Source organism: Paenarthrobacter sp. C1 (assembly GCF_049315185.1).
GTDB lineage: Bacteria > Actinomycetota > Actinomycetes > Actinomycetales > Micrococcaceae > Arthrobacter > Arthrobacter nicotinovorans.
In genome coordinates, this window is sequence record NZ_CP186052.1 from 2,768,097 (window position 1) to 2,788,589 (window position 20,493).

At 67.1% G+C, this 20,493-nt stretch carries 31 protein-coding genes and 1 tRNA gene; 6 read left to right on the plus strand and 26 right to left on the minus strand.

The window, feature by feature from the left end; translation table 11 throughout:
* Nucleotides 1-111 precede the first annotated feature (111 nt).
* Together ACNAOU_RS12970 and ACNAOU_RS12975 are read right to left on the minus strand one after the other, a co-directional pair.
* Entirely contained in the window at nucleotides 112-936 is an 825-nt protein-coding gene (locus ACNAOU_RS12970) for a CPBP family intramembrane glutamic endopeptidase (protein ID WP_284975270.1), read from the minus strand.
* A gap of 19 nt (nucleotides 937-955) precedes the next feature.
* Nucleotides 956-2,881, minus strand: a complete 1,926-nt coding sequence (locus ACNAOU_RS12975) for a DHH family phosphoesterase (RefSeq protein WP_284975269.1) — start codon at nucleotides 2,879-2,881, stop codon at nucleotides 956-958.
* 207 nt (nucleotides 2,882-3,088) lie between these two features.
* Here ACNAOU_RS12975 and ACNAOU_RS12980 point away from each other — a divergent pair, with 207 nt between their 5' ends.
* On the plus strand, nucleotides 3,089-3,424 hold the full coding sequence (locus ACNAOU_RS12980) for a histone-like nucleoid-structuring protein Lsr2 (protein WP_056387574.1): 336 nt from the start codon (nucleotides 3,089-3,091) through the stop codon (nucleotides 3,422-3,424).
* Between the two features lie 123 nt (nucleotides 3,425-3,547).
* Here ACNAOU_RS12980 and ACNAOU_RS12985 read toward each other — a convergent pair whose 3' ends face one another.
* Together ACNAOU_RS12985 and ACNAOU_RS12990 are read right to left on the minus strand one after the other, a co-directional pair.
* Nucleotides 3,548-4,036: an SLOG family protein gene (locus ACNAOU_RS12985; protein WP_133830769.1), complete on the minus strand. Its 489-nt coding sequence runs from the start codon at nucleotides 4,034-4,036 to the stop codon at nucleotides 3,548-3,550.
* A 168-nt stretch (nucleotides 4,037-4,204) separates the two neighbouring features.
* Nucleotides 4,205-4,537 carry a hypothetical protein gene (locus ACNAOU_RS12990; protein WP_133830770.1) on the minus strand — a complete coding sequence of 111 codons (333 nt, stop codon included), beginning with the start codon at nucleotides 4,535-4,537 and terminating at the stop codon, nucleotides 4,205-4,207.
* A 2,134-nt stretch (nucleotides 4,538-6,671) separates the two neighbouring features.
* Between ACNAOU_RS12990 and ACNAOU_RS12995 the strand changes: the two genes are divergently transcribed.
* The 3 genes from ACNAOU_RS12995 (at nucleotide 6,672) to ACNAOU_RS13005 (ending at nucleotide 8,925) form a co-directional block, all read left to right on the plus strand.
* Complete coding sequence (locus ACNAOU_RS12995; RefSeq protein ID WP_133830771.1) at nucleotides 6,672-7,139, plus strand: hypothetical protein; 468 nt, start codon at nucleotides 6,672-6,674, stop codon at nucleotides 7,137-7,139.
* A 52-nt stretch (nucleotides 7,140-7,191) separates the two neighbouring features.
* Nucleotides 7,192-8,505 (plus strand): hypothetical protein, encoded by a 1,314-nt coding sequence (locus ACNAOU_RS13000; RefSeq protein ID WP_133830772.1) that lies wholly within the window; start codon nucleotides 7,192-7,194, stop codon nucleotides 8,503-8,505.
* Between the two features lie 189 nt (nucleotides 8,506-8,694).
* Complete coding sequence (locus tag ACNAOU_RS13005) at nucleotides 8,695-8,925, plus strand: hypothetical protein (protein ID WP_133830773.1); 231 nt, start codon at nucleotides 8,695-8,697, stop codon at nucleotides 8,923-8,925.
* Between the two features lie 104 nt (nucleotides 8,926-9,029).
* Here ACNAOU_RS13005 and ACNAOU_RS13010 read toward each other — a convergent pair whose 3' ends face one another.
* The 5 genes from ACNAOU_RS13010 to ACNAOU_RS13030 form a co-directional block, all read right to left on the minus strand.
* Entirely contained in the window at nucleotides 9,030-9,752 is a 723-nt protein-coding gene (locus ACNAOU_RS13010) for an HD domain-containing protein (protein ID WP_133830774.1), read from the minus strand.
* A gap of 155 nt (nucleotides 9,753-9,907) precedes the next feature.
* A complete protein-coding gene (locus tag ACNAOU_RS13015) occupies nucleotides 9,908-10,171 on the minus strand; it encodes a hypothetical protein (protein ID WP_056387596.1) in 264 nt (87 codons plus the stop codon).
* A 36-nt stretch (nucleotides 10,172-10,207) separates the two neighbouring features.
* Complete coding sequence (locus tag ACNAOU_RS13020; protein WP_422757059.1) at nucleotides 10,208-10,588, minus strand: hypothetical protein; 381 nt, start codon at nucleotides 10,586-10,588, stop codon at nucleotides 10,208-10,210.
* 5 nt (nucleotides 10,589-10,593) lie between these two features.
* The gene (locus tag ACNAOU_RS13025) at nucleotides 10,594-10,923 is read right to left on the minus strand and encodes a hypothetical protein (RefSeq protein WP_284975268.1); all 330 of its coding nucleotides are present in this window, start codon (nucleotides 10,921-10,923) and stop codon (nucleotides 10,594-10,596) included.
* 67 nt (nucleotides 10,924-10,990) lie between these two features.
* The gene (locus ACNAOU_RS13030) at nucleotides 10,991-11,230 is read right to left on the minus strand and encodes a hypothetical protein (protein WP_133830777.1); all 240 of its coding nucleotides are present in this window, start codon (nucleotides 11,228-11,230) and stop codon (nucleotides 10,991-10,993) included.
* A gap of 251 nt (nucleotides 11,231-11,481) precedes the next feature.
* On the opposite strand from ACNAOU_RS13030, the gene ACNAOU_RS13035 reads away from it, so the two are divergent.
* Nucleotides 11,482-11,703 carry a hypothetical protein gene (locus ACNAOU_RS13035; protein WP_056387604.1) on the plus strand — a complete coding sequence of 74 codons (222 nt, stop codon included), beginning with the start codon at nucleotides 11,482-11,484 and terminating at the stop codon, nucleotides 11,701-11,703.
* 61 nt (nucleotides 11,704-11,764) lie between these two features.
* Here the strand turns inward: ACNAOU_RS13035 and ACNAOU_RS13040 are convergent, their stop codons facing one another.
* The 17 genes from ACNAOU_RS13040 to ACNAOU_RS13120 all read right to left on the minus strand — a co-directional run bounded on the left by ACNAOU_RS13040 (nucleotide 11,765) and on the right by ACNAOU_RS13120 (nucleotide 19,232).
* Complete coding sequence (locus ACNAOU_RS13040) at nucleotides 11,765-12,358, minus strand: hypothetical protein (protein WP_133830778.1); 594 nt, start codon at nucleotides 12,356-12,358, stop codon at nucleotides 11,765-11,767.
* Nucleotides 12,359-12,499: 141 nt separating this feature from the next.
* Nucleotides 12,500-12,838 (minus strand): hypothetical protein, encoded by a 339-nt coding sequence (locus ACNAOU_RS13045; protein ID WP_056387609.1) that lies wholly within the window; start codon nucleotides 12,836-12,838, stop codon nucleotides 12,500-12,502.
* A 37-nt stretch (nucleotides 12,839-12,875) separates the two neighbouring features.
* Entirely contained in the window at nucleotides 12,876-13,523 is a 648-nt protein-coding gene (locus ACNAOU_RS13050; RefSeq protein ID WP_284975267.1) for a thermonuclease family protein, read from the minus strand.
* A gap of 166 nt (nucleotides 13,524-13,689) precedes the next feature.
* Nucleotides 13,690-13,992 (minus strand): hypothetical protein, encoded by a 303-nt coding sequence (locus ACNAOU_RS13055; protein WP_056387614.1) that lies wholly within the window; start codon nucleotides 13,990-13,992, stop codon nucleotides 13,690-13,692.
* A 17-nt stretch (nucleotides 13,993-14,009) separates the two neighbouring features.
* Nucleotides 14,010-14,318: a hypothetical protein gene (locus tag ACNAOU_RS13060; protein WP_071416397.1), complete on the minus strand. Its 309-nt coding sequence runs from the start codon at nucleotides 14,316-14,318 to the stop codon at nucleotides 14,010-14,012.
* A gap of 62 nt (nucleotides 14,319-14,380) precedes the next feature.
* Nucleotides 14,381-14,526, minus strand: a tRNA-OTHER gene (locus ACNAOU_RS13065).
* Between the two features lie 66 nt (nucleotides 14,527-14,592).
* On the minus strand, nucleotides 14,593-15,006 hold the full coding sequence (locus tag ACNAOU_RS13070; protein WP_056387620.1) for a hypothetical protein: 414 nt from the start codon (nucleotides 15,004-15,006) through the stop codon (nucleotides 14,593-14,595).
* A 27-nt stretch (nucleotides 15,007-15,033) separates the two neighbouring features.
* Nucleotides 15,034-15,171: a hypothetical protein gene (locus ACNAOU_RS13075; protein WP_156783993.1), complete on the minus strand. Its 138-nt coding sequence runs from the start codon at nucleotides 15,169-15,171 to the stop codon at nucleotides 15,034-15,036.
* A 218-nt stretch (nucleotides 15,172-15,389) separates the two neighbouring features.
* Nucleotides 15,390-15,620, minus strand: a complete 231-nt coding sequence (locus tag ACNAOU_RS13080) for a hypothetical protein (RefSeq protein ID WP_056387625.1) — start codon at nucleotides 15,618-15,620, stop codon at nucleotides 15,390-15,392.
* Entirely contained in the window at nucleotides 15,617-15,880 is a 264-nt protein-coding gene (locus ACNAOU_RS13085) for a hypothetical protein (protein ID WP_133830782.1), read from the minus strand. Before ACNAOU_RS13085 ends, ACNAOU_RS13080 begins: the two co-directional genes overlap by 4 nt.
* 175 nt (nucleotides 15,881-16,055) lie before the next feature.
* Entirely contained in the window at nucleotides 16,056-16,547 is a 492-nt protein-coding gene (locus tag ACNAOU_RS13090) for a single-stranded DNA-binding protein (protein WP_021473537.1), read from the minus strand.
* 232 nt (nucleotides 16,548-16,779) lie between these two features.
* Entirely contained in the window at nucleotides 16,780-17,043 is a 264-nt protein-coding gene (locus tag ACNAOU_RS13095) for a hypothetical protein (RefSeq protein ID WP_133830784.1), read from the minus strand.
* 19 nt (nucleotides 17,044-17,062) lie between these two features.
* A complete protein-coding gene (locus ACNAOU_RS13100) occupies nucleotides 17,063-17,302 on the minus strand; it encodes a hypothetical protein (protein ID WP_133830785.1) in 240 nt (79 codons plus the stop codon).
* Nucleotides 17,302-17,622 (minus strand): hypothetical protein, encoded by a 321-nt coding sequence (locus tag ACNAOU_RS13105; RefSeq protein ID WP_284975266.1) that lies wholly within the window; start codon nucleotides 17,620-17,622, stop codon nucleotides 17,302-17,304. The genes ACNAOU_RS13100 and ACNAOU_RS13105 overlap by 1 nt, the downstream gene beginning before the upstream one ends.
* Nucleotides 17,623-17,822: 200 nt before the next feature.
* Nucleotides 17,823-18,110: a hypothetical protein gene (locus ACNAOU_RS13110; RefSeq protein WP_133830787.1), complete on the minus strand. Its 288-nt coding sequence runs from the start codon at nucleotides 18,108-18,110 to the stop codon at nucleotides 17,823-17,825.
* Between the two features lie 86 nt (nucleotides 18,111-18,196).
* Nucleotides 18,197-18,508, minus strand: a complete 312-nt coding sequence (locus ACNAOU_RS13115) for a hypothetical protein (RefSeq protein ID WP_285247728.1) — start codon at nucleotides 18,506-18,508, stop codon at nucleotides 18,197-18,199.
* A gap of 73 nt (nucleotides 18,509-18,581) precedes the next feature.
* The gene (locus ACNAOU_RS13120; RefSeq protein WP_284975264.1) at nucleotides 18,582-19,232 is read right to left on the minus strand and encodes a homing endonuclease associated repeat-containing protein; all 651 of its coding nucleotides are present in this window, start codon (nucleotides 19,230-19,232) and stop codon (nucleotides 18,582-18,584) included.
* A gap of 325 nt (nucleotides 19,233-19,557) precedes the next feature.
* Between ACNAOU_RS13120 and ACNAOU_RS13125 the strand changes: the two genes are divergently transcribed.
* The gene (locus ACNAOU_RS13125; RefSeq protein WP_284975263.1) at nucleotides 19,558-20,427 is read left to right on the plus strand and encodes a hypothetical protein; all 870 of its coding nucleotides are present in this window, start codon (nucleotides 19,558-19,560) and stop codon (nucleotides 20,425-20,427) included.
* The last annotated feature ends 66 nt before the right edge of the window (nucleotides 20,428-20,493 follow it).

Genomic DNA, 20,493 nt, shown 5'->3' on the forward strand with positions numbered 1-20,493 from the left:
ACCGGATCACCCCGGTCACCCGAGAGCAGGCCCTCCGGAGCGACCGTCGGCCCACGGCCGAAAGGTCGCCCGGAGGGCACCAGCGTCAGTCCTGCACGTTGAGCCCGGCCGCTATGCGGCCTGTGGCTCGCTTTCCCTGCATTCTTCCCCGCCGGCCTCCCTGTCGTCTTGTGCAGGCCCGCACGCGGGTGCCGCCATGCGGTACACCGCCAGGGCGCACGCGAGGAACGCCGCGGTCATCAGCAGCGCTGAGACGGGGTTCGCCAGTGCGCCCAGCAGCTGGGCGGGGACAAGGACGGCCGCGAGGTTGAAGGCCAGGTGGAGCAGCACGCACGGCCACAGGACGCGGGTGCGTTCGTAGACCAGCGCCAGCAGCACCGCCAGGGGCAGCGTGGCAGCAAACTGGACGACGTTGGCGTGCAGCAGGCTGAAGCCCGCGGCGGTGACGAGCACCGCCGCGACGATGCCGACCCTGCGCCGCAGCAGCGGGTAGAGCAGGCCGCGGAAAAGCATCTCCTCGGCCACCGGCGCTGCCACCAGTGCGAGCAGGAGGGCCACGACGGGACCGGCGTCTGTCTTGGCTCGGGTCGATTCATCGAATCCCGCCGAGCCGCTAAGGGTATAGAGCCACAAGGCCAGGGACTGGCCGGCGAAGAACGCCAGAGCCAGGCACCCAAGCACCGTTCGGGTAAAGCGCGGTGTTCCGGACATCGGTCGGACCGTTGGCGCGTTGGCGAACCACCGGGGCCGGAAGAGCCTGGCAGCGCTGACGAGCAGCGCCACCAGGCCTCCGAGCACCGCCGTACCCAGGACGGGCTCGCCGACCTCGGAAACTACGGCAAGGCCAAGTCCCAGGTAGGCGGCGAGCACGCCGAGGGGCACGAGGACACACCACGCGATGGAGACGAGCCGGGACTTGATGGGTGGAGCGGGCATCCCCGCCTCCTTTCCGTGGTCAGACAGACGCAGGGATCTGCTCTTCGATGACGGCCTGGACGCGGGTCTCGCCGCGGAAGGTGTTCAGCTGCAGCTTCGCGATGAAACGCAGCGTTCCGACCTCGGTGCGGCTGGCCGACCGCGTCAGAGCCGAAATCTCCGGCTCCTTCTCCTCGGCGACGTTCCACCACAGGCAGGACAGCCCGGACCTGGTGACCAGCCGCAGGTGCTTCTTGCACAGGCGGCACACGCGGTAGCCGCGGGCGTTGGTCATCAGGTTGGCGTCGGTGCGCTCATGGCCGCAGTCAGTATCGGAACCGATCCGGTCCACCCGCAGCCCGAGTGGCTCGACAGCGATTTCGACCACCGGCTCGACGAAGCCGTGGCCGAAGGGCCGCAGCGCTTCCACACGCCGGACGAAGCCGACCAGAGGCTCCAGGTCGTCCAGGCCAGCATCGCAGTCCCGGTCCGGGCCCAGGACCAGGTCGGCACGGCGCTCATCCTGGACGACAGCCAGCAGGGCAACCTGCGTGGCCTCCCGCAATGCTTCGACCAGACCGTCGAGCAGTTCCGCCCGGTCGACCTTGACGCCGCAGGCCTGCTGGTGGCCGATGGCGCGCATGCCGTCCTGGTGCTCGAGTGTGTCGATGATGCCGAACCACGACGGTGCCCGGCCGGAGCCCCCGACGTAGTCATCCGGCCCGGCGGGACGGTTGAGCACGACGACCGGGTGGCCGTGGCGCTCCATCAGCCGGTTGGCGAGCAGACCGTACATGCCCGGGTAGGCCTCGGAGAAGTAGACCCAAGGGGCCAGCGGCTGATCACCCTCCTCGAGCTCCTGGGTGTGGACCTCGACAAGCTCCTTGCGGCTCTCGTTGGTCGCGATGACCTGGTGTGCCGCCTCGAGCATCAAGTCCTGGTCAGGCGCGGTGAACACGCCGAAGCACGGTGCGAGCGGGTCGCCCGTGCGGCGCGGGGAGTTCATCGCCGGCGCGAGGTAGAACCCGTAGAAGCCCTCGTCGATGCTGTCGATGTCGCGGACCTTGCCTGCCTGGCCGAAGGCCTTCAGCAGGACCGCGAAGCCCTCGAAGGCCCGGACGAAGGCCGGGTGGTGCGGGTCGACGCGCAGCAGCTGCATCAGCGTCGACCGCCCGACGTCGATCGCCTCGGGGTCCGGGTCGAAGCCCCAGGGGGTCGGGACCGTGCGCGGCGCGGGCGCGTACAGCAGCCGTGCGATGGACAGCGAGTCGCGCACCAGCTGCCGGTTCTCGTACAGCACGGGCATGACGTCGGAGACGGTGCCCAGGCCGGCGAACAGGCGCAGCAGGCGGATCTCCCAGAGCTTCTCCGGCCGGTGGACGCGGGCATAGGCCTCCAACACCTGGTAGAGCACGTGCGCGCCGCAGATGCCGGTGTTGGCGTAGGTCTCGTCCATCCGACAGGGGTCGACGGTGACGTCGGCGCTCGAACCGGGTTCGAGCTCCTCGTGGTGGTCGGTGACCAGGGTCTTCCATCCCAGAGCCCGGGCGGCGGCGATCCCGCGGTGGGAGTTCACTCCCCCGTCGCAGGTCAGCAGGACCTTGGTGTCCGGCCACGTCGCTGCGATCTCTGCGATGTCCTCGGGCGTGAGGTCGTGGCCGCGGCGGTAGTCGGGCACGTGCAGCTCGACGTCGAAGCCGAGCTCTGACAGTCCGGCGTAGCCGAGCACACCGGAGGAGATCCCGTCCATGTCGAAGTCAGGGGCGATGGTGACCTTGTGGCCGGCGGCCCGGGCGTCTTCCAGGGCCTCGACCATCTCGGCCAGGCCCAGGAGCTCGTCGTGTTCAGCTGATTCGATCTCGCGGAGGTACTCGTCGGTCCAGCCGCGGCGCTGGCACATCAGGGCGAACAGGTCGACGCCGTCGTCCGTCAGTGGATGGTCGTCGACGGTCTGGAGAATGGTCATGGCGGGGGGCCTCTCGATCGTGTCGAATGGTCGGTTTACAGGGGTGGGGAAAGGCACCCGCTGGCAGTGTGATTTTAGCAGTGTGTCAGGTGGATTATGCTGGAATAGCAGCGTTTTCGGCCTATGATGAAGGCATTCGAAAGATCTGTCGTTCTGGCGTGCCCAAAGACTTCTCTAAGGTGGTTCGGATCGTCTACCATTCAAGACATGGCTATTCGAAATATTGTGGAGTCGGACATCAGTGGCAAGCCGGATGCTGCCACAGTCACCTTCGGACTGGGCGACACCTGGTTCGAGATAGACCTGACCGACGAAGAGCGCAAAGAGCTTGAGAAGAATCTCAAGGAATACATCAGTAAGGGTCGAAAGGCCACTAAGAAGGGCGAGAAGAAGCGACTCGTGCCCGAGACGACGCCCGAGGAACGCGAGGAGATCCGTAAGTGGGCGCGCGAGAACGGTCATGAAGTGCCCGAGTTCGGTCGCATTCCGAAAGCTGTCATGAAGGCCCACGATGAGGCACACGGCATCGAGCGGACTCTCTAGCCCACCCTTTCCGCAGTCTTTCGGGCCATACCGGAGAGATTTCCGGCCACCTATTCGAATCAAGGATCAACAGCCCTGCAGCACCAGCTGCAGGGCTGTTGTCATGTCCGGGGTGTGCACTTGTCAGAACGGAGGCAGGCGCGGGTGGATGATGTCTTCGACCTCGATGCTTGCAGCCAGGGCGCGGGAACGGGCGTGCACGGTGCCATGTGAGAAGTGCCCTGGCGTTCCGGGCATCAGCTGCTGCTGGCCGGTGCGTTGGTCGCACTGGCTGCAAAGGTCCAGGAAGGCGGCGACACGGACCTGCGCTCCCCCGGCGCGCATGGCGACGAGGGCATCGACCATCCGTTGGTTCCGGGTGAAGCCCGCCGCCTTGGGCTCAGCGCTCCAGTCGCCCGGGAACTCAATTACTTCGAAGCCGGCAGCCCGCCACAGCCGCTCGGCCATGGCGTCAGCACCCTTGGGACAGTGCCCTGAGAGGAGCACGGGTCGGGCGACCGCAGACGGTCCCCAGGCTCTCCAGGCCTCGTTCAAAGCCGCCTTCATGGCCTCCGCGGCGTCCCAGGTCCGGGAACCGGTCACGAGCAGCGCATGGCTGAATCCACTGGTCATCGCGATGCCTCCCGGCTGGTCATCTTGGTCATCGGCATAGATCCCGCCGGGGCCGCCGCGGTGGCAGTCCGGATTGTGATACTCGTCTGTCGCTGCATCATTCGCGTCCTCTTTCGCCGCAATGTTTTCCGGAATGATTCCCGGTGTTTCTTCTCAGTCGGCTGGTCACTACGCGGCAGCTGCCGACGCCTGGGCACTGTTGACCCTGGCAGCGCCGCGTTCGTAATGGATTGCCACCCGGACCTTCCGGTCCTCGCTGAGCGGTGCGACGTGAAGGGTGTATCCACCGTCCTTGTCGCGCTGGAGGTAGGCGACGCCGACCGTGCCGCTCTCTTCATCGTCGAAGTCGACCTTGCCAAAGCTCTCCGCCGGAGTCGCCTCAGTGACTCGCTCTCCGTGGGGGATCCACGGCCCGGCCTCGCACCTGGCTCCGGTGTCGTAGGGCGAGAGCTGCGGCTGTGGCCGGCGTGCGGACCTGGATGCCTTCCGGGCGTGTGTCATGACGATGCCTCTTCTGTTTCTCGGGATGTAGGTGTCGGGCATCGAGTGCAGGTCCCGCCAGGGGTCCGCGGAGACTCGATGTACGGTCCAGCTCCCGTGCCAGCTCCGCTGGCCTGACGGCCTTCTGGTGAACCGTGTCGGGAACTGCTCCGACTGGGCCGCGCAGCGGGCCGGCCGACGGGCCGTCCTCCTCGGACAAACCTGGTGCGCAGCGCCAGGTGATCCACCGCCTGGCTGCACCCTTTGCTGCGTCGTCCACCTGTGGATAAATGCGGCGGGGCAGGCGGGGGCGTCCTCCACTCAAGCGCAGCGCTGGGCATAGCCGGAGGGAGCGCAGCGACTGACGGACCGGCGAGCGAAGCGAGCGGTGGAACCTGTCGGCTATGCCGACCAACAGCGTCTCGAAGCGCAGCGAGAGACCGAAGCGAAGCGGAGGGTCCGCAGGACCGCTGTTGCCAGGTTCCCTTATGCCCTTTTCCTCTCTTGCCGCCATTTCGCCATTCCACGGCTGGAGCGTTAGCGGAAGCCTGGAATATCAGGGGAAACGCCCCGTACACCCTTGACCCGTACACCCCCTCTCCATCCGCGCAGCGGGTGTACGGGTCATGTCGTTTCCGCTGGATTTACGGGCTTTTGGGTGTACAGCCCTTTTGCCGTCCGCTGCAACGCCGTACGGATGCATCTTCCGCACCACCGCGAGGCACGAGCGGGTACCCGTACGGGTCCTCACACGTAGCGTCAGCGACGTCGGGCGCAGCCCGGTCCGCACCCCCTGGTGCATCCTGCTGCCGCAGGCGCATCAGACCCGGAGCGCAGCGGTCCACCACTCCCCGCGACCTGTCGCGTCAGGCTGTGGAAAACTCTGCTGTCACAGCACTGCACTGATCTGTCGGTGCGCTCGTCGCACCCGTGTGCGGGTGCTCACTCCGGCTCTGTTTCGCGGTCGCGCCAGCATCTGTCGCACCGCGTCCGAGGCGGGCCCACACCGCTTCCTTGCCGGGGTCCGTTCCGGGCCGGCCGGCTGCCCCTCCTGGTGGCAGCTGCACCCCCGGATGAGCGACAGCGAGTCCTCGACGGCCACCGCCCGGCCTGCCCCTCGTGGACGCATCAGAAGAGGAGCTTTCCCGGGAAGCATGAAGCCTCCCAGATCCAACGGGAGCCCCCGCTTCCCAGCGTCACGGAGCCGCCCGGGTCTCCCACCAGGTGCAGCTTCCTGGAGAGCCTCGCGGGTTCTCACCTTCTGGACCCCACCGCCCGTGAGGCACGGAAGGAAGCGGAGTTTTTGCCCTTTCGCTCCATGCGGGGCCCTACTACCCGGTTCGCCTTTTCCCTCCGCTCTCCTTGCGGCCCCCGGGCGGGTCGGTGACGCCACAGGCGCAACCACAGCTGCTCCACCCTGCTCCGATAGCTCCTCCGCTTGCTCCAGGACTGCCTAGAGGTGTCGCAGGCGGGTGTTCCAGGTACCGGTCCGGGCCCGCATCGCTGGACCCCTTCTGGTCCCGGAGTGGACAGATCATTGCACCGGCATGGCCAGACAGGGACACAGACCAGACCCATAAAAGACCCGAGAGAGTCCAGAAAGGCCATTCAGGCCCCATTGAGTTCCGGATGGCACTCCTTGGGGCCGCTTCGGGCGTACTGCTGGTCCCATGATGGTCTCTTACAGGTCTGCTCTGGTCCGGCTCGCGACGGTGGACTGTTGCTGGTCTCTTCGAGGGCGCTTCTGTGCTTTGTGTGGAACCACCGAGCGCCCTCCAATGTGCCGTGGCCTGATCGAGGTCTTCTGCTGGTCCGCAGCGGACCGCGTGCCGGTCCCGGGTGAGCCCTTGATGAGTCCTGTGTCTTCTGGTTCCCCGGCAGACCCGTGGCCTTCTGCGGGTCCTGCCGGCGGCTCCCACGGGTCCCGCCGCGGCCAGGGGTCGCTCACGGTGATGCAGGCCTGATCTGCTGGCGGCCTTTTGCTGGTCTTGGCGTGGTCCTTGCAGAGACCATTGAAAGACCAGTAGAATGATGACTGATAAATGAGTCGAAAGGTCCCCGACTGGCAGTAGCGCCTCGGGGACCGCGCATGAGAGGGGGCCGCGATGACCGAGGACAGTGTCCATCAGCACGAGGGCGCAAGGGGGTGCTCGCAATGACCGATAAGGCCGAGCCACGCCGTCTGCGCTGGAGCGTCCCGCGGGCCGACGAGTCGACGAACCGGTGGCTGGACGAGCAGTACGACATCTCGCGCTCGCTCCAGCTGCTGATCCGCGAGTCCATCCAGCGCGACGGCTACATCGACGTGGTCAACCGTCCCGTTGAGCATCTTCCCCGGCGCGGCCGCCCGCCGCAGGGCGAGCAGGACCCTGGGCGCAGCGAGGCCCATGAAGGAGAGGAACGCGGCGATGACGGCCGTGACGGGAGTGAAAGCCAGCACGAGAGTCGCGAAGGCCGTGACGAGGCTGCCGTGCCTGTTGCTGTTTCTTCAGAGCCCGTGCAGCGCGTCGAGGCAGCCCAGGCTGTTCAGCCGCCGCCCACGCCTCCTGTCCGCGAGCCCCACCCTGTTCCCGCCGAGGAGCCTTCTGTCCCTTCGGGGCTGGACGCCTTCCTCACCCGCTGATCCGCACCGCACTTCCTGAGACACCGACTTCCTGACCGAGAGGGACACAACCATGAGCAACACCCGCACCGCCGAGAAGACCATCCAGCTCACCGGCGGCATCGACGTCGGCAACGGATACGTCAAGGGCGTCATCCGCGGCGAGGTCCACGGCAAGGAGGTCTTTGACACGATCGACCTTCCTTCTGCCGTGGTGAGCACCTCGCGCTCCACGCCCAAGGTGCCCGAGGCTGACTCGGATGCCTTCAAGATCGTGGTGGAGGACGACTTCTACAACCGCGTCGCCGCCTCGTTCACCACTCCCCTGATCGGGCACTCGGACCTGCGCACCTTCGGCCGCGCGGCACTGAGCACCCCTGGGTCGAAGTTCACGCAGTTCGAGGTCGTCGGATCCCGCTCGAAGGCCGACCAGGAACTGAGCTCGGTGCTCGTCCTGGGCGTCTTCGCCGCCAAGGCCCTGCGCGACTATGTCCGCGAGCACGGCGCGCTGCCGGACCGCGAGCTGCGCGCCACGGTGCGCGCAGGCCTGGCTCTGCCGATTGCCGAGTACGTGCAGCGCCGCAGCGCCTATGCTGCCCAGTTCGCGGGACTCCTGGGCGCGGCCGACCCCACGGTGCACCTGGTGACCGTGAAGAACTTCTCCACGCCGGTCACCGTGCGCCTGCAGTTCGAGGATGTGCAGGTCCTGCCCGAGGGCGCGTCCGCGCAGTTCGCGATCACCGACAAGGGCGCGCCGCTGGCGCAGGCTCTGCTGGACGATCTTCGGGCCTCGGACCCCGAGGAGGCCGCGCGCCTGCAGGGTGTCACCGCCGAGCTGCTGGTCGGTGTGCGCAACACCGTCGGCGTCGACGTCGGCGAGGGCACCGTGAACTTCCCCGTCTTCACCGACGGCGCGTTCAACTCCGAAGCGGCCAGCACGCTGGACCAGGGCTACGGCACCGCGCTGACGAACGCGCTGGACCGCATGAGCACCAGCGGAGACAAGGACCTGAGGTTCAAGAACCGCAAGGCGCTGGCCGACTTCCTGCAGCAGGAGCCCAGCGTATTCCTCCAGGGCAGGTTTGACCGCGCCAAGGGCTACGTCGACGAGGAGGCCGAGTACCTGGCCGAGGAGATCGGCGCACGCTTCGAGGACGTCCTCGCCGAGGTCGGCGGCACCACCGAGGTGGTGTACGTCTACGGCGGCGGTTCGGGCCCGATCAAGGAGATCCTGCGCACTGTCCTGCAGAAGGCCGCCGGCGGCATCCCGGTGCTCTACCTCGACGCCGCGTACTCGCGCCACCTGAACCGCGAGGGCCTGTACCTGGCGGCGAAGGCCGTCGAGGTCCAGAAGCCCGAGGGCAAGCGCAGCAAGGCCGCGGCGTGACGATCATGCATTCGTGGCCCGGTCCCGAGAGGCTTGCGGTCGGCATCGAGATGATGCGTGCAGGCTGCCGATCGCGTACTGCTTCCTGTGGTACCGCTCACAGTGCTGAGCGGTACCACAGGAAGCCCCGAAAGAGACCACTGATCGACCAACAACAGACCACAGCCCACCCCAGGAGGGATCAATACCATGACCGACCACGACGAGACCCACGACGGACCCAAGAAGGACCAGCGTCAGACCTATGAGAAGCCCTCGGGCATCGTCGCACGGCTCCAGCAGCTGCACGAGGACCGACCTGTAGTCTTCGCCGTGCTCGTGATGGTGGTCTCCGGGCTGGTGTTCCTGCTCGGCGGAGTCCTCACCGGAGCTGTGGACCTCATCGGCATCTCTTTGCTGCCGGTGGACAACATGCCGTAGCGCCCGGCAGGCACAGCGCGGGCGAAAAAGAGACCTCCCCGGCGGCAGCTGATGCTGCGCCAGGGAGGTCTTTGCGGTGCTGGTGATCCAGGTCAACAGGATGGTCAATCGATGCCATGCTCGGCCGACAGGGCTGCGAGATCGTGGCTGAGATCTTCCATCGCGGCGATGGCGGCCATGGTGCACTGCTGGGTCGCAGGGCAGCAGAGCGAACGGCGCAGACCTGCTCCGACGATCTCGACGGCCGGCATGTACTTGAAGAGCATGCGGTACATGCGCGAATCCTGGCCGTGGCCGAGCTGGTGCCGGATCGAACCGGCGTTGTCCTTCAGGTCGCTGGCCTTGATGAGCAGCGCCCGGGAACCGGAGTTGGCAAGCCGCGTGAGGTGCTCCTCATAGGAGGTGCTGCCGTTAGGGGTGGTCACCGCACCAACGAGCACCGAGGCGCGCCGGCCGTACAGCCGTGCCAGGCAGCCCAGGGGATCCTCACCCGGCTGGCCGAAAGCAGCAAGCAGCTCTTTGCTGCAGTCCTCGACGACATCATGCAGCAGTGCTGCGGCAATCAGTTCAGCGTCGGTGACGCCCCAGCGCAGGAGGCGCAACGCCACGCGCAGCGGATGCTCGATGTACGGCACGCGAGGCATGTCTCCCCTGATGAAGCGGGTCTGCTTCCGGTGCAGGAACGAGGCCGTCGCAGCTGCGCGGGTCACGAGCTCCGTGTTCGTGGTGCCGGGCATGAGGTGTTGGATCTCCCGCTCGAGTTCGAACACGAGCATCGCAGGGTCCATTTGCTTGAGCGGGATACGCGTCGTGGTCAGGGTGGTCATGGCTCTTCCTTTGTTCGGGATGGTTCTCTTGCTGTTGCAAAACACCAGGCGCTGCCCCGCAGCGCGTGGACCCGCCTCAGAGACAGAGTGAGAGCCCCGGCCCCGCGCCGGAGCGCAGGAGCCGGGGCTCTGGTGGGATCAGGCAGGGCGACTGGTCATTGGTGCTGGCTGGGCTGGGTGTCGTTGTGACGGCGTAGCCGGGCAGCCCAGGTCTTCAGGCCCGGAAGTCCAGCAGCCCAGACAGCACCGGACAGGACCACGAGCACCACGCTCGCCGTCCAGTGGCCGGTCCAGGCGCTGGCTGCGATCGCGGGCAGCAGGGCGAGGACGTTCAGCACGATCCCCGTGACGAGGAGCGCCCTGCCGACACTCCGGAGGATCCGCTCGCGGCGGCCGGTGGTCTGCATCGTGTCAGGCATGGTGGTTCACGCTCCTTCGTCGTGGGATGTGTTCTCTCAGAGCTCGATCCGCTTGCCGCGGGCGAGCTCGGCAGCGGGGATGCTCAGCCGGTAACCGCCGACCGGGTAGCTGGGGTGGTCGCTGGCGACGACCGCGCAGTTCCACCAACCAGCGTGGCGCTTGCGAGGACGGGGTTCTTCCTCGCCCTCGGTGCGGGCCTCGCCGCGGTTTTCGATGGGCACCACGACGACGCGGTGGCCTGAGCCCCGCTCGGTGGCGTGCCAGGGCAGCTCGATGAGCAGGTCCTGGGGCCACTGCTCGATGGTGACCGGCAGCTTGGACAGTTCGTGGTTGGCCGAGCCCTCGGGCGACTGCGCGAGGCGCTGGGCCTCCTGCTCGGCGGTCTCGACGAATCCGATCATCTCGAGGAAGGACATGGTGATCAGTGCTCCTGGTTCATGGGTTGGGAAGTCAACGGGTCAGCCTCAACGCTGGACTCGCCGCGGACGAGATCAGCCAGCGCCTGGGCGTAGGCGTCTTTGGCCCGTTCGATTGCAGCCTGCTCGTAGAGTGAGTGGATCTTCTCGCCGGCGGCGATGCGGTCCTCGACCTCGTCCATTGCTATGACGGCGGCGGCGAGCGGGACCCGGGCCTGAGCCTCGGCACGCCGCAGCTCCGGGTAGAAGGCCTTGCTCGTGGCGAGCCGGTGGACGGCGGCAACGCGTTGAGCTTCAGCGTCGAGGTCGGGCTCGGAAGTGGTGGCAGTGGACACGGTGATCCCCTCCTGTTTGATGAAGTCGTTTGTTCGATGCCGGACCTGGATCAGCTGCGCTGGTTCCTCAGCCCTCTGCCAGACGGCGGGCGGCCGCCTGGAAATCCGTGAAGGTAGTCTCGGCGCGTTCTGCCCGTGTGCCGTCCGCCGTGAATGCCGTGCCGCACCATCCGGTGACGTAGCGCTGGCACAGCTCGCGGTCGGCCTGGCGGGCCTGCTCGCCGTAGACGGGCGCGCTGACGACCAGCACATCAGAGCCGAAGTCGAATGGCAGCGCGTCCTGCATGGGTGCGGCGATGGTGCTCATGGCGGTTCTCCTCGGAATCCTGTGGGGCACGGCGCTGCACTGCAGGCCGTCCTTCGTCGATGACTCCTCCGTGACAGCTCCGCTGTCACCACCGCTGGCTGCACCTGAGAATCGAAGATGAAGAAGAACAACAACAAGGTTCCAACCCCGCGCCGGCAAAACGCGGATGATCCGCAGCATCGTCACAACCCCTCCACGCACCCTGGGATAGGCTTTCGGCGGAGTTCAAAATTCAACAAAGGGAGAGATTCGTGGCGGGAAGCGCGGTCTATGGCAAGGGCTACCACGCAGGCAAGCAGGATGCGCGTACAGAGGACCTGATCGCCGCGGGGGTCTTGGCGGCTGCAGGTCTGGTCATTGCAGGTGGCGTCAAGGTTTACCGGAAAGTCAAAGAGGCCCACGCAACCCGGCTGGAACAGCGGCTGAAGGACATCGACGACGGAGGTAACTCCGAAGATTCCGGCCAGCAGTAAACCACGGACACAAAAAAGAGACCCCACCGCCGGAGCACGCGCTCTGACGGTGGGGTCTTCTTCAGGCGAACGTCCTGTCCGCAGCGAAGTGCTCGTGCACGGCCTCGCGGGCGGCGGGGTATTCGTCGTAGGGATCCGGGTAAGCAGCATCGAACCGGGCAGCGGTGGTGATGCCCTGGAATCGGAGCAATTCCAGGAGATCCGGCAGGTCCTGTGCACGGCCGGAGAACTCCGCGGTGTCCGCGGCGATGATCTTGGCGCGGGTCAGCGTGGGGACACTGGCCAGCTGAAGCCTGATGCACTCGTACGCTGTGTCGTCGTCGATCCAGCGCGCCTGGTATATCGAGGCCACGAGCTCAGCGTCGTCACCGTCCATCACGTTGTCGTTGTTGATCCAGTCGCGCTCCAGGTTCATTTCGTCGGCCACCTCATGGATTGCCGCCATGACCTCTGGCGCGAAATCGCCGGTGACGCTGTCGATGTCGACGGTGAATGCCCGGTCCGCAGCACGGATGCCGTACTTCATGAGCGCGAAGCCGCCGATCGCACGGATCTGCACCGGGGCGTTCAGCCCCAGGCGCTTCAGCTTTCCGTCGAGCACCTCGAGCGCCCGCTCCAGCTGGGCCAGGCTGCACTTCTGGTCGTCGTGGCTCATCGTGCTGCTCCTTCTGGTCAGGAAAGAGCGGGTGTCTCCTTCGAGTCCAGATCCGGATCGGCTGTGCCGATCTGACGAGCCGCCAGGAAAGAGACGAGCCCGGCACCAGGGGCTCTCCCCCGTGCCGGGCTCTGTTCAGGCTCAGTGCATGCGTTCGATGCGCGTGGATCCGGACCCGTCCTGCAGGCCGGTGGCGCAGTCGTACCAGAAGCCGTTGGGCAGGCGGACCAGCGTGTGCGCCTCACGTCCTGGCCAGTTGCCGGCAGCTGCGATCGCGGGTACCGCCCGGCGGTCCATCACGCAGCTCACCCCCAGCTCCTCCACGACCTGCGGGTCGCGGACGTACTTCGCGGTGGAGCCATTGCGGGGATCGCACGGGACCTGCTTCATCCAGGCGGGGTGGTCGAGGACCCTCTTGACGAGGACCTTGTCGCCGACCTGGAGTTCGTCCAGCTCAGAGGGTGCTGTAGGGATGGGCATGTGGTTCTCCTGGTTCGTAGTCTGTAAGTGCAGCAGCTCAGCCGCGGCCGATGGAGGAGCACTGTGAGTGCGCACCGGCTTGCAGTGCCACGGCGTTGTCAGCCGCCGTGCGGTACTCGGGGATCCGCTGGGGCTCCGGCTCGCCCTTGGGGAACCAGGGCATGGCGTAGCCGTCGGTGACCTGCTGTCGCGCGGCATCGTTGTGGGCCGGTGTGATGACGTAGGCGAGAGAACGGCCATAACGGTCAGTTCTGTCTGCCCCGGGGTCGTACTCGATGGTCACTGGCATGCCCTGCGGCAGGATGCCGCCAAGATGATCAGTGGCGGCCCTAGCGCCGCACTCGGGCTCGGCATCCTTGTGATAGTTCATTTCGGGCGCGTCGATGCCCAGGAGCCTGACTGTGTGCTCGGGGATCCCGATATGCTTGTCGGTCGCCTCGAGCAGGCCGGCCACCGGCAGCACGGCGACGGTGTCGCCGTCGATGACACGGATGACTTTGGTCTCCACGCTCGCCGGTTTGCCAGAGGACACCTGTCCCGGGTCCTGGGCTGCCGCAATGCTGGTGGACGGCGTACTCGGGACGCCGGGGGCCTTCGGCAGGTCCTCGCAGCCGGTCAGCGTGACGATACAGAGCACGGCGGCGATGAGGCCGCCGAAGACAGATCCGGAGGGGGTGCGCTTCATGGTGGGGTTTCCTTGCTGGAGTGGTCGTCGGGCGCTCTGGCCGGGGTGGCAGGCGTGCTTCTCCACGGGCACGCCCGAGCCAGCTGTGCTGGCTGTTCCGGAAAGAGAAAGACAGGACCCCCGGCCCTGAGCGATGCGCTCGGTGCCAGGGGTCCAGTGAGAGAGATCAGTTGCCTGCCGCGACGGATCCGGAGTCGATGGGTTCGACGATGAAGACGCCGTCGGGCTCGCCCGTGAGCTCAGCAGCGAGCCGGCTCAGTGACTGGGCGTGGTCGAGCCTGTTACCGGCCCAGACACGCCGGCCAGCGTCGAAGTGCTCTGCGGCTTTCCTGGTCTCCTGTTCGGCACCGAGCGAGGCGATGTGTGCGAGCTTGCGGCGCACGTCCGGGCTGAGCTCGCGGATCAATGCGCTGCGTCCCTTGTGCGTCATGCCGAGCAGCATGCCGTTGCTGATGGGTCCGGTGTACATGGCGGTTTCCTTGCTGGTCAGGGTTGTTCCGGTCCGCGGGCGACGAGCACGAGGCGCGAGCCGCGGACGAGGTGGGCCTCACCGCCGACGGTGAGGATGTGGACAGTGCTGCCCACCGAGGGCCGCACCTGCTCGACGACGGCTGTGCCGCCATCCAGATCAGGGTTCAGGTCGCGCAGCGCGACCCGGTCGCCCCGGCGCAGCATCCGGGCGCTCTTGCCGCCGAGGATGCGGTGGCGCTCGGTCGAGCGCAACAGAGCCTCCTGGACCGCAGGACCGCCGTCTTTGACGATGTCGAGGAAGGCGGGGGTGATGGTGTCGGTCATGGCATTGCCCTCCTGGCTGGTGCAGCTGATGGATCGCGCGGGCCTGTACGACCCTGGGTCTGTGGCGCTCACGGGGATCGAACCCGTGACCTCTCGTGCGTCGCCCTGCAACGGGCCTGTAGCCTGGGTCTGCCCGACCAGGGATTGATGCGGAATCGAACCGCGGGCAGTCAGAACGCCGAGTGCTCTGCCGCTGAGCTAGAGCGCCGTGGGCCGGTTCCGGGAAGGAGCCGGCGAGGGGTTGTGAGGAAAGGGACGAGGAGCCGTTCGCCACTCACTTCCAGGTCGGTGCCCGCAGGGAGTCCGGAGCCGTGCAGCCGTCGCACGGCCTGGCCGCTGGCGCGAGGTGGTGCTCGACGAGATGGGACAGGAACCGGACTCCGACCTCGACGTCCGTCGTGAACGACTCGTCATCGGCCGTGCCGACGATCTGCGCGGAGGCGACCGTCGAGTCGATGTCCAGGTCGATGACCAGCTGCAGGGCGAGGCCCGGCGCGGGGCCGATCAGCTCGACGAGCACCTGGTAGTCCGGCTCGCACGAGTGCGAGACCCAGCCGACGTGGCGCTCGAGCTCGTCGGCGTCGTCGGCGGCGTTCAGCTCCTGGAAGACCGCTGCGACGGCGGACAGGAAGCCGGTGAGGGTGTGGTCGTGGTTGCGGTGATGACGGTGCTGCACGGAGGTCGACATGGCCCCTCCTCGGTCGATGGGTGGTGATCAGCGGATCTCGGAGTAGCCGCACTCCGGGCAGGTGTGGGTGCAGGCGCAACCGCGCCGGCCGGCCCGTTCGCGGGCCGTGGCGGGGGCGTCGGACTCCATCGGCGCGCCATCGTTGGGGCAGCTGAGACCAGACATGGCGGACCTCCAGTGAAGTGTGGCAGGACGGGGACGTTGTCCTTCGTCGTCAGATCCGGATCGGCTGTGCCGATCCCCTCCACACAGGCCACGAACGAAACCTGAACGAAAAGACAGCGCCCCGCCACGCCGCTGCTGCCGGGAGGGCAGGGCAGGGCGCGCGGGGCGCTGGTGGGGCCGGAGCCACGGAGGGATCGAACCGCTCTGCACGGAAGCTCTCAGCGCCGGATCCCGACGGCGGCCTTGCACCGCTTGGTGAGGACCAGGAACTGGAAGAAGGCTACGGCAGCCGACTCACCGAGGAAGTAGTGCACTTCTTCGATCGTCATCCCACTGGGGTCGAAGTCGACGATCCGGGGATACGTCTCGGCGAGGATCCGCGCCGCCGCGGGAAGCCCGGCAGCCGGCTGGACCTCGGCGGCGGGCTCGAGCTGCTGGACCAGGCTCATTCCGGGTCCTCCAGGTCCATCCGCCCGGTGACGGTGCGGAAGCGCTCCACGGGGCGGGTGCCGCCGTGATCGGCGACGAAGACCTGGCTGGCGTGAAGGCGCAGCTTCTGGATGACGGCGGTGACGACGTCGTCGACCATGGCCTCGACATCCGGTCCGGGGTGGTCGGTGATCACCGAGCCGACGACGGCGGTGAGCCCTGCGTGCAGGGCCTGGTCGTGATCGGTGGCCTCGACGGTCGCGTCGGCGACGATCTGCATGGCGGAACTCCTTCTCTTGGCTGATGACGTTGGGGGCAGGGCAGGACGGCGGCCAGCGAAAGCAGATCCCCGTCCGAGCAGCCCGAGGCTCCTCGGACGGGGACTGTCGGCGTGCGTGAGCCGCCTATTCGGTTGTTATTCAGTTGTGGGTTGTGCTGGGTGCGGGGCGCGCTTCTCAGGAGAAGGGCAGCTCCTCGCTGTGGACGGCGCTGGCGACGGCCGGCTGCGGTGCGGCAGCGGCTGCGACGGGAGCCGGAGCCGGCTGGGTCTGCAGGGCCTGGTTCTGCGCCTCGGCGGCAGCGACGCGCTCGTTCACGCGGGCCTGGGTCACCGAGCGGGGCTCGAGGAACGTGATGTCCTCGACGACTGCCTTGAGTTCGAAGACCTCGACACCGTTCTTGGTGTAGCGGTCCTGGCGCAGCTTGAGGTTCACGGCCACGAGGTCACCCTTGTGGATGCTCGCGAACGGGCCGATGCCGTTGGTGGTCGCGCGCACGAAAGCCTCGACCGGCACAGCGTCAGCGCCGCGGTTGCCCTGGCTGTCGGTGTAGTTGTGGTCGGCCATCAGGGTGAACGCGACCTTCTTGGAGCCGTCCTGGTTGTTGAAGACGACCGGGTCCTTGGTCAGGCGGCCGATGACGGTGGCGGAGTTGCGGGGGTTCGACATGAGTGTTTCTCCTCGTTGTGCACGAAACGCGCGGGCAGTGTCCCTGCTCCGCGCGCGATGGTGAGTTGAAGTGTTCGGTTGTCTCTCAGACCCCCATCCGGATCAGCTGTGCTGATCAGACGATGATCTTTCGAATGAAGACTCGGATCAGCTGTGCTGATCGAGCGCTCCTCAGTGCTCCTTCCGGATCAACTGCGTTGATCCCAGATGCCCTTGCATCACGGGTCCCGCATCAGCTGCGCTGATCGAACCCGGTACGCCCGGCCCCAGGCCAGCCCGGTGCTGCTCCCAGATCCCAGAGTTCGGCCTCGATCTGATCGGCCGCGGCCACGTCTCCGCTCTCGCAGGCCCGCCGGTAGTCCTCCTCCAGGTACGCGATCTGCCCGTCCCGGTTCGGGAACCGTCGCCGGAACAGCAACCAGCCCAGCCACGCGAGGCAGATCATGAAGGCAAGAGTGGTGATGAGGACTCCGGTGCTCTCGATGATGTTGTCCATGGCGTTTCTCCTGTCTGCTTCAGATCCGCAGCCGCCGGCGGACCAGGTCCATGAGCGTCGGGTCGGGTGTATGTCCCTGGGCCTGCTGCAGCTGCAGCCAGGCGAGGACGTTCTGCGTGTCCTGGGCCTCGAGCTGGCGGCGCTCGACCTCCAGCTGTTCCTCGCCGAGGGCGAGCATCCGCCCCTGGAGCTGTTCGATCTTCTCGAGGTGGCCGGTGTTCACTTTCAGGACGCTCAGCGCATGGGTGTCCGCGGCCATCAGAGCGTCACCTCGACCTCGTGGGCGGTGGAGGCGAACGGGCCGACGGTCACGGAGCGCATAATGCGGACGAGCCCCGCATCCTGCAGGCGCTCGGCCAGGCCAGCGTGTTCCGACCAGTCCTTGATGAACACCCGCCCCGGGCCGGCTACGAGGCCATATGCCTCGAGGTTCACCGAGATGCGCTCGGGGGCCTCGTCGGTCAGGAGTATGAGGCTGCGCTGGGCGTCGGCGTGCTGAAGGGTGCCCGTGAGCTCGATGACGCCGAAGTCGACGGCGACGCTGTGCCTGATGACGGGCGGTGCGATGGTCTGGTCCATGGTTCTTCTCGCTTTCGATGCCTGCACGGGCAGGTGAATGGTTGTTGACCCCGGGCCGCCGTGGCTTCGTTGCCGGGCTGCGGCAGGAACGGTGTGTCCGGCGCTTCTCGCGACGGCCCGGGGCTGTTCGTGGTGCGGCGGTGGGCCGCATGAAGTCTTGACCCAGCCCCGCAGGAGGCCAGGGGCCGGAAGGGGTCTCTTTAGATTCCCCGGCGGGCCCAGTCGTAGACCTCGGCGGGACCGCGACGGGACCTCGCGGAGCCCTGGCCCTGCCCCTGGATGAGACGAAGGGTCGGGCGGGCGGTGGGTATAGGAATGGGAACGAGTGAGCTGTTTGCCTCCTCGGCCTGCGGCTGCTGTGCTGCCACCTTGTCTGTATGTCTGCGCCGGAGCGCAGCCTCGGCCTCGGCGTAGAGGCAGATGAGCCCGAGCACAAAGACGGCGAGGAGCACGATGAGGGCCCAGCTCTGCAGTGGTGTCATGGGCATGAGCGGGACGCTCCTTCACTGGTCGATGGTTCAGTCGATGAGTCCCCCGGCGCAGCTGCGCTGCGTCGCTGCATCCCTGCCCCGGGTCAGGAGGCCCGGCGGGCAACGGTGTGCCCACAGGCGAGGTAGGCGATGTCGTAGAGCGGGGCCGGGCCCCAGGCGGCCTTCCAGTCCGCGGGCAGCGGCAGCGGCTCCGTCGTGCGCAGGACGACGTCCTGCGGCATGCCAGGGATGCCGCCCTCGACATCGGGCACCGGATCGTCCCCGGGGGTGCAGCCGCCGCACCACTCCTGTTCGGGCAGGAGCGCAGCGGCGGCCTGCAGTTGGATCTGCTGTGCGATGGCGTCCGACGGCGGTGCGTCGTCGATGACGTCATGGAGGGGGCGGGCGATCGTCATGATGGAGTCCTTCGGTCTGTGTGCGGTCAGTGGGATGAGCGGGATGGCAGCCACCCGCGCCAGGGCCGCCGGCTCAGCCCACGGCGAGCTGCGTGGCCCGCGACCAGCTGCCCATCCGGAACCGGATGGTGGCCGCCGGCGGGACATGGGTCCGGCAAATGCCGTCGGTGCCGCCGGTGCGCCAGGCCTCGTAGGCGAGCACGGCGATGGAGCCGGTCTTGATCCAGCACTCGCGCAGGGCGTCGAGGATCATCTCCTCGGTCCACTTCGTGGTCGCGCCCTGGAAGTGCAGCGGCTGCTCGGTGGTGTTCAGGCCCGCTCTCTCCAGGGCTGCATTCCAGGAGCCGAACCGGCGCTCCAGCAGCGGCGCGGATGGTTCGTCGTCGTGTCTGCGGCGGATGTAGTCGTTGCGCGGGAGGCTGTCCCGGTCCGCGGCGCAGCGCAGGAGCGCGTCGACCATCTGCTTTTCGGTGTAGGTCTGGACAGGCCCTTGGACGGCTCGGGCCGGCTCTGCGGGGTCGAATGCCGTGCAGGCGTAGGCGTTTCCGGCCAGCGCGTGGGAAATTGTGTGCTCCGAGATCCAGTGATCGTCCGTGTGCGGATCGGGGTTCTCGCACTGCACGCCGCCGCTCTCGTGGTGCTGGCACGGCAGGTGCTCCTGCACCTGCGGGTCCGCGATCTGGCAGCGCGGCATCAGGTCCGTCGGCACAGTCGTCCGGGTCATTGGCAGTCCCTCTCTCGGGTCGGCGTCGTCCGGGCGCGGCATGCCGTCCCGACCCGGCCCACCCAGGGACCGGGTGACGCGCTCGGGACGCGTCGAGCACCCGTCCGGATCAACTCCGTTGATCCCTCCCAGCCCAGCTGCCCCCTGGCGATACCAGGCATCGCCAGGGCCTGGCGCAGACCTTCTGTCAGCCGTCTTTTGTGTCGCTCTTCGCGCATCATCCGATAGACCATTCGATTGGTCTATCGGATAAGATGTACTGGAAGACCAGTCGGATGCGGGCTCTGTGCCATCCGGCGCAGACATCGACCCGACAGGAGAGGCCATGGCGATGAAGACCCCGATGACGAGGAAGGCGGCATTGTCCGCCGCCGCACTGGCGGTGCTGGGCAGCCTGCTCGCCGGATGCTCCGCCGGCTCAGAGACGGCGCAGCCGTCGCCGAGCCCGAGCACCAGCGCGGCGAAGGTGACGAGCGAGGACCTCGGCAAGGCGCTGGACCGGCTCGTGTTCCAGGGCACCGGGGCCAAGAGCACCGACGGCGGCGCGTGCCTGGTCCGCGCCGCCCAAGACAAGAAGCTCTCGGACGCCGCGCAGGCCTACATCGTGGGCAAGGGCAGCGACGACATCGCCGCGGTGGCAAATGGCCTGCGCGAGGTCAGCGCGATGGACGCCGCGATCATGCTCTCCCCTGAGCTGGGCGACAAGTTCGACGTTTGCGTCGACGCGGTGATCCCGCCGACCCCGGCCCCGGATGCCACGACCGGCAAGGACGGCAAGGACGGCAAGGACGGCAAGGACGGCAAGGACGGCAAGGATCAGGTCTACGTGCCGCCGAATCAGGGACAGGAGCTCCCCCAAGCCCGGCAGCCGGATCTCACGCCGAAGTTCCCGGTGCCCCAGGGCACGAGCATCAGCTCCTCCTCGCAGCTGACCGCGGGGCTCGTTTCGACGTTCTCCGCCTATGCGCTGAACGAGGATCAGAAGAAGACCTATGCAGCCTCGGGCGCTTGCCTGGCGGGCGTCGTCTTCCAGGCGGGGTTCTCGCAGGAGACGCTGCGCTTCCTCGCCGGCGGCGCACCAATAGGGGCCGGATCGATCTCGGACTTCCTGCCGAAGGACGAGGACAAGAAGATCTGGAAGTCGAAGGACTTCACCTCGGCACTCGTGGACTGCACGGCCAGCGCCAACGTCTGAGGCTCATCCATCGCGGCTTTTCGTCCTGCCGTTGATTGGCTTCTACCGATCAAAAAAGAAGAACCG

Bases quoted from the DNA above. Each gene is read 5' to 3' on its own strand.
- ACNAOU_RS12970 (WP_284975270.1), bottom strand. From the start codon at position 936: ATGCCCGCTCCACCCATCAAGTCCCGGCTCGTCTCCATCGCGTGGTGT.
- ACNAOU_RS12975 (WP_284975269.1), bottom strand. From the start codon at position 2,881: ATGACCATTCTCCAGACCGTCGACGACCATCCACTGACGGACGACGGC.
- ACNAOU_RS12980 (WP_056387574.1), top strand. From the start codon at position 3,089: ATGGCTATTCGAAATATTGTGGAGTCGGACATCAGTGGCAAGCCGGAT.
- ACNAOU_RS12985 (WP_133830769.1), bottom strand. From the start codon at position 4,036: ATGACCAGTGGATTCAGCCATGCGCTGCTCGTGACCGGTTCCCGGACC.
- ACNAOU_RS12990 (WP_133830770.1), bottom strand. From the start codon at position 4,537: ATGACACACGCCCGGAAGGCATCCAGGTCCGCACGCCGGCCACAGCCG.
- ACNAOU_RS12995 (WP_133830771.1), top strand. From the start codon at position 6,672: ATGACCGATAAGGCCGAGCCACGCCGTCTGCGCTGGAGCGTCCCGCGG.
- ACNAOU_RS13000 (WP_133830772.1), top strand. From the start codon at position 7,192: ATGAGCAACACCCGCACCGCCGAGAAGACCATCCAGCTCACCGGCGGC.
- ACNAOU_RS13005 (WP_133830773.1), top strand. From the start codon at position 8,695: ATGACCGACCACGACGAGACCCACGACGGACCCAAGAAGGACCAGCGT.
- ACNAOU_RS13010 (WP_133830774.1), bottom strand. From the start codon at position 9,752: ATGACCACCCTGACCACGACGCGTATCCCGCTCAAGCAAATGGACCCT.
- ACNAOU_RS13015 (WP_056387596.1), bottom strand. From the start codon at position 10,171: ATGCCTGACACGATGCAGACCACCGGCCGCCGCGAGCGGATCCTCCGG.
- ACNAOU_RS13020 (WP_422757059.1), bottom strand. From the start codon at position 10,588: ATGTCCTTCCTCGAGATGATCGGATTCGTCGAGACCGCCGAGCAGGAG.
- ACNAOU_RS13030 (WP_133830777.1), bottom strand. From the start codon at position 11,230: ATGAGCACCATCGCCGCACCCATGCAGGACGCGCTGCCATTCGACTTC.
- ACNAOU_RS13040 (WP_133830778.1), bottom strand. From the start codon at position 12,358: ATGAGCCACGACGACCAGAAGTGCAGCCTGGCCCAGCTGGAGCGGGCG.
- ACNAOU_RS13045 (WP_056387609.1), bottom strand. From the start codon at position 12,838: ATGCCCATCCCTACAGCACCCTCTGAGCTGGACGAACTCCAGGTCGGC.
- ACNAOU_RS13050 (WP_284975267.1), bottom strand. From the start codon at position 13,523: ATGAAGCGCACCCCCTCCGGATCTGTCTTCGGCGGCCTCATCGCCGCC.
- ACNAOU_RS13055 (WP_056387614.1), bottom strand. From the start codon at position 13,992: ATGTACACCGGACCCATCAGCAACGGCATGCTGCTCGGCATGACGCAC.
- ACNAOU_RS13060 (WP_071416397.1), bottom strand. From the start codon at position 14,318: ATGACCGACACCATCACCCCCGCCTTCCTCGACATCGTCAAAGACGGC.
- ACNAOU_RS13070 (WP_056387620.1), bottom strand. From the start codon at position 15,006: ATGTCGACCTCCGTGCAGCACCGTCATCACCGCAACCACGACCACACC.
- ACNAOU_RS13075 (WP_156783993.1), bottom strand. From the start codon at position 15,171: ATGTCTGGTCTCAGCTGCCCCAACGATGGCGCGCCGATGGAGTCCGAC.
- ACNAOU_RS13080 (WP_056387625.1), bottom strand. From the start codon at position 15,620: ATGAGCCTGGTCCAGCAGCTCGAGCCCGCCGCCGAGGTCCAGCCGGCT.
- ACNAOU_RS13085 (WP_133830782.1), bottom strand. From the start codon at position 15,880: ATGCAGATCGTCGCCGACGCGACCGTCGAGGCCACCGATCACGACCAG.
- ACNAOU_RS13090 (WP_021473537.1), bottom strand. From the start codon at position 16,547: ATGTCGAACCCCCGCAACTCCGCCACCGTCATCGGCCGCCTGACCAAG.
- ACNAOU_RS13095 (WP_133830784.1), bottom strand. From the start codon at position 17,043: ATGGACAACATCATCGAGAGCACCGGAGTCCTCATCACCACTCTTGCC.
- ACNAOU_RS13100 (WP_133830785.1), bottom strand. From the start codon at position 17,302: ATGGCCGCGGACACCCATGCGCTGAGCGTCCTGAAAGTGAACACCGGC.
- ACNAOU_RS13105 (WP_284975266.1), bottom strand. From the start codon at position 17,622: ATGGACCAGACCATCGCACCGCCCGTCATCAGGCACAGCGTCGCCGTC.
- ACNAOU_RS13110 (WP_133830787.1), bottom strand. From the start codon at position 18,110: ATGCCCATGACACCACTGCAGAGCTGGGCCCTCATCGTGCTCCTCGCC.
- ACNAOU_RS13115 (WP_285247728.1), bottom strand. From the start codon at position 18,508: ATGACGATCGCCCGCCCCCTCCATGACGTCATCGACGACGCACCGCCG.
- ACNAOU_RS13120 (WP_284975264.1), bottom strand. From the start codon at position 19,232: ATGACCCGGACGACTGTGCCGACGGACCTGATGCCGCGCTGCCAGATC.
- ACNAOU_RS13125 (WP_284975263.1), top strand. From the start codon at position 19,558: ATGGCGATGAAGACCCCGATGACGAGGAAGGCGGCATTGTCCGCCGCC.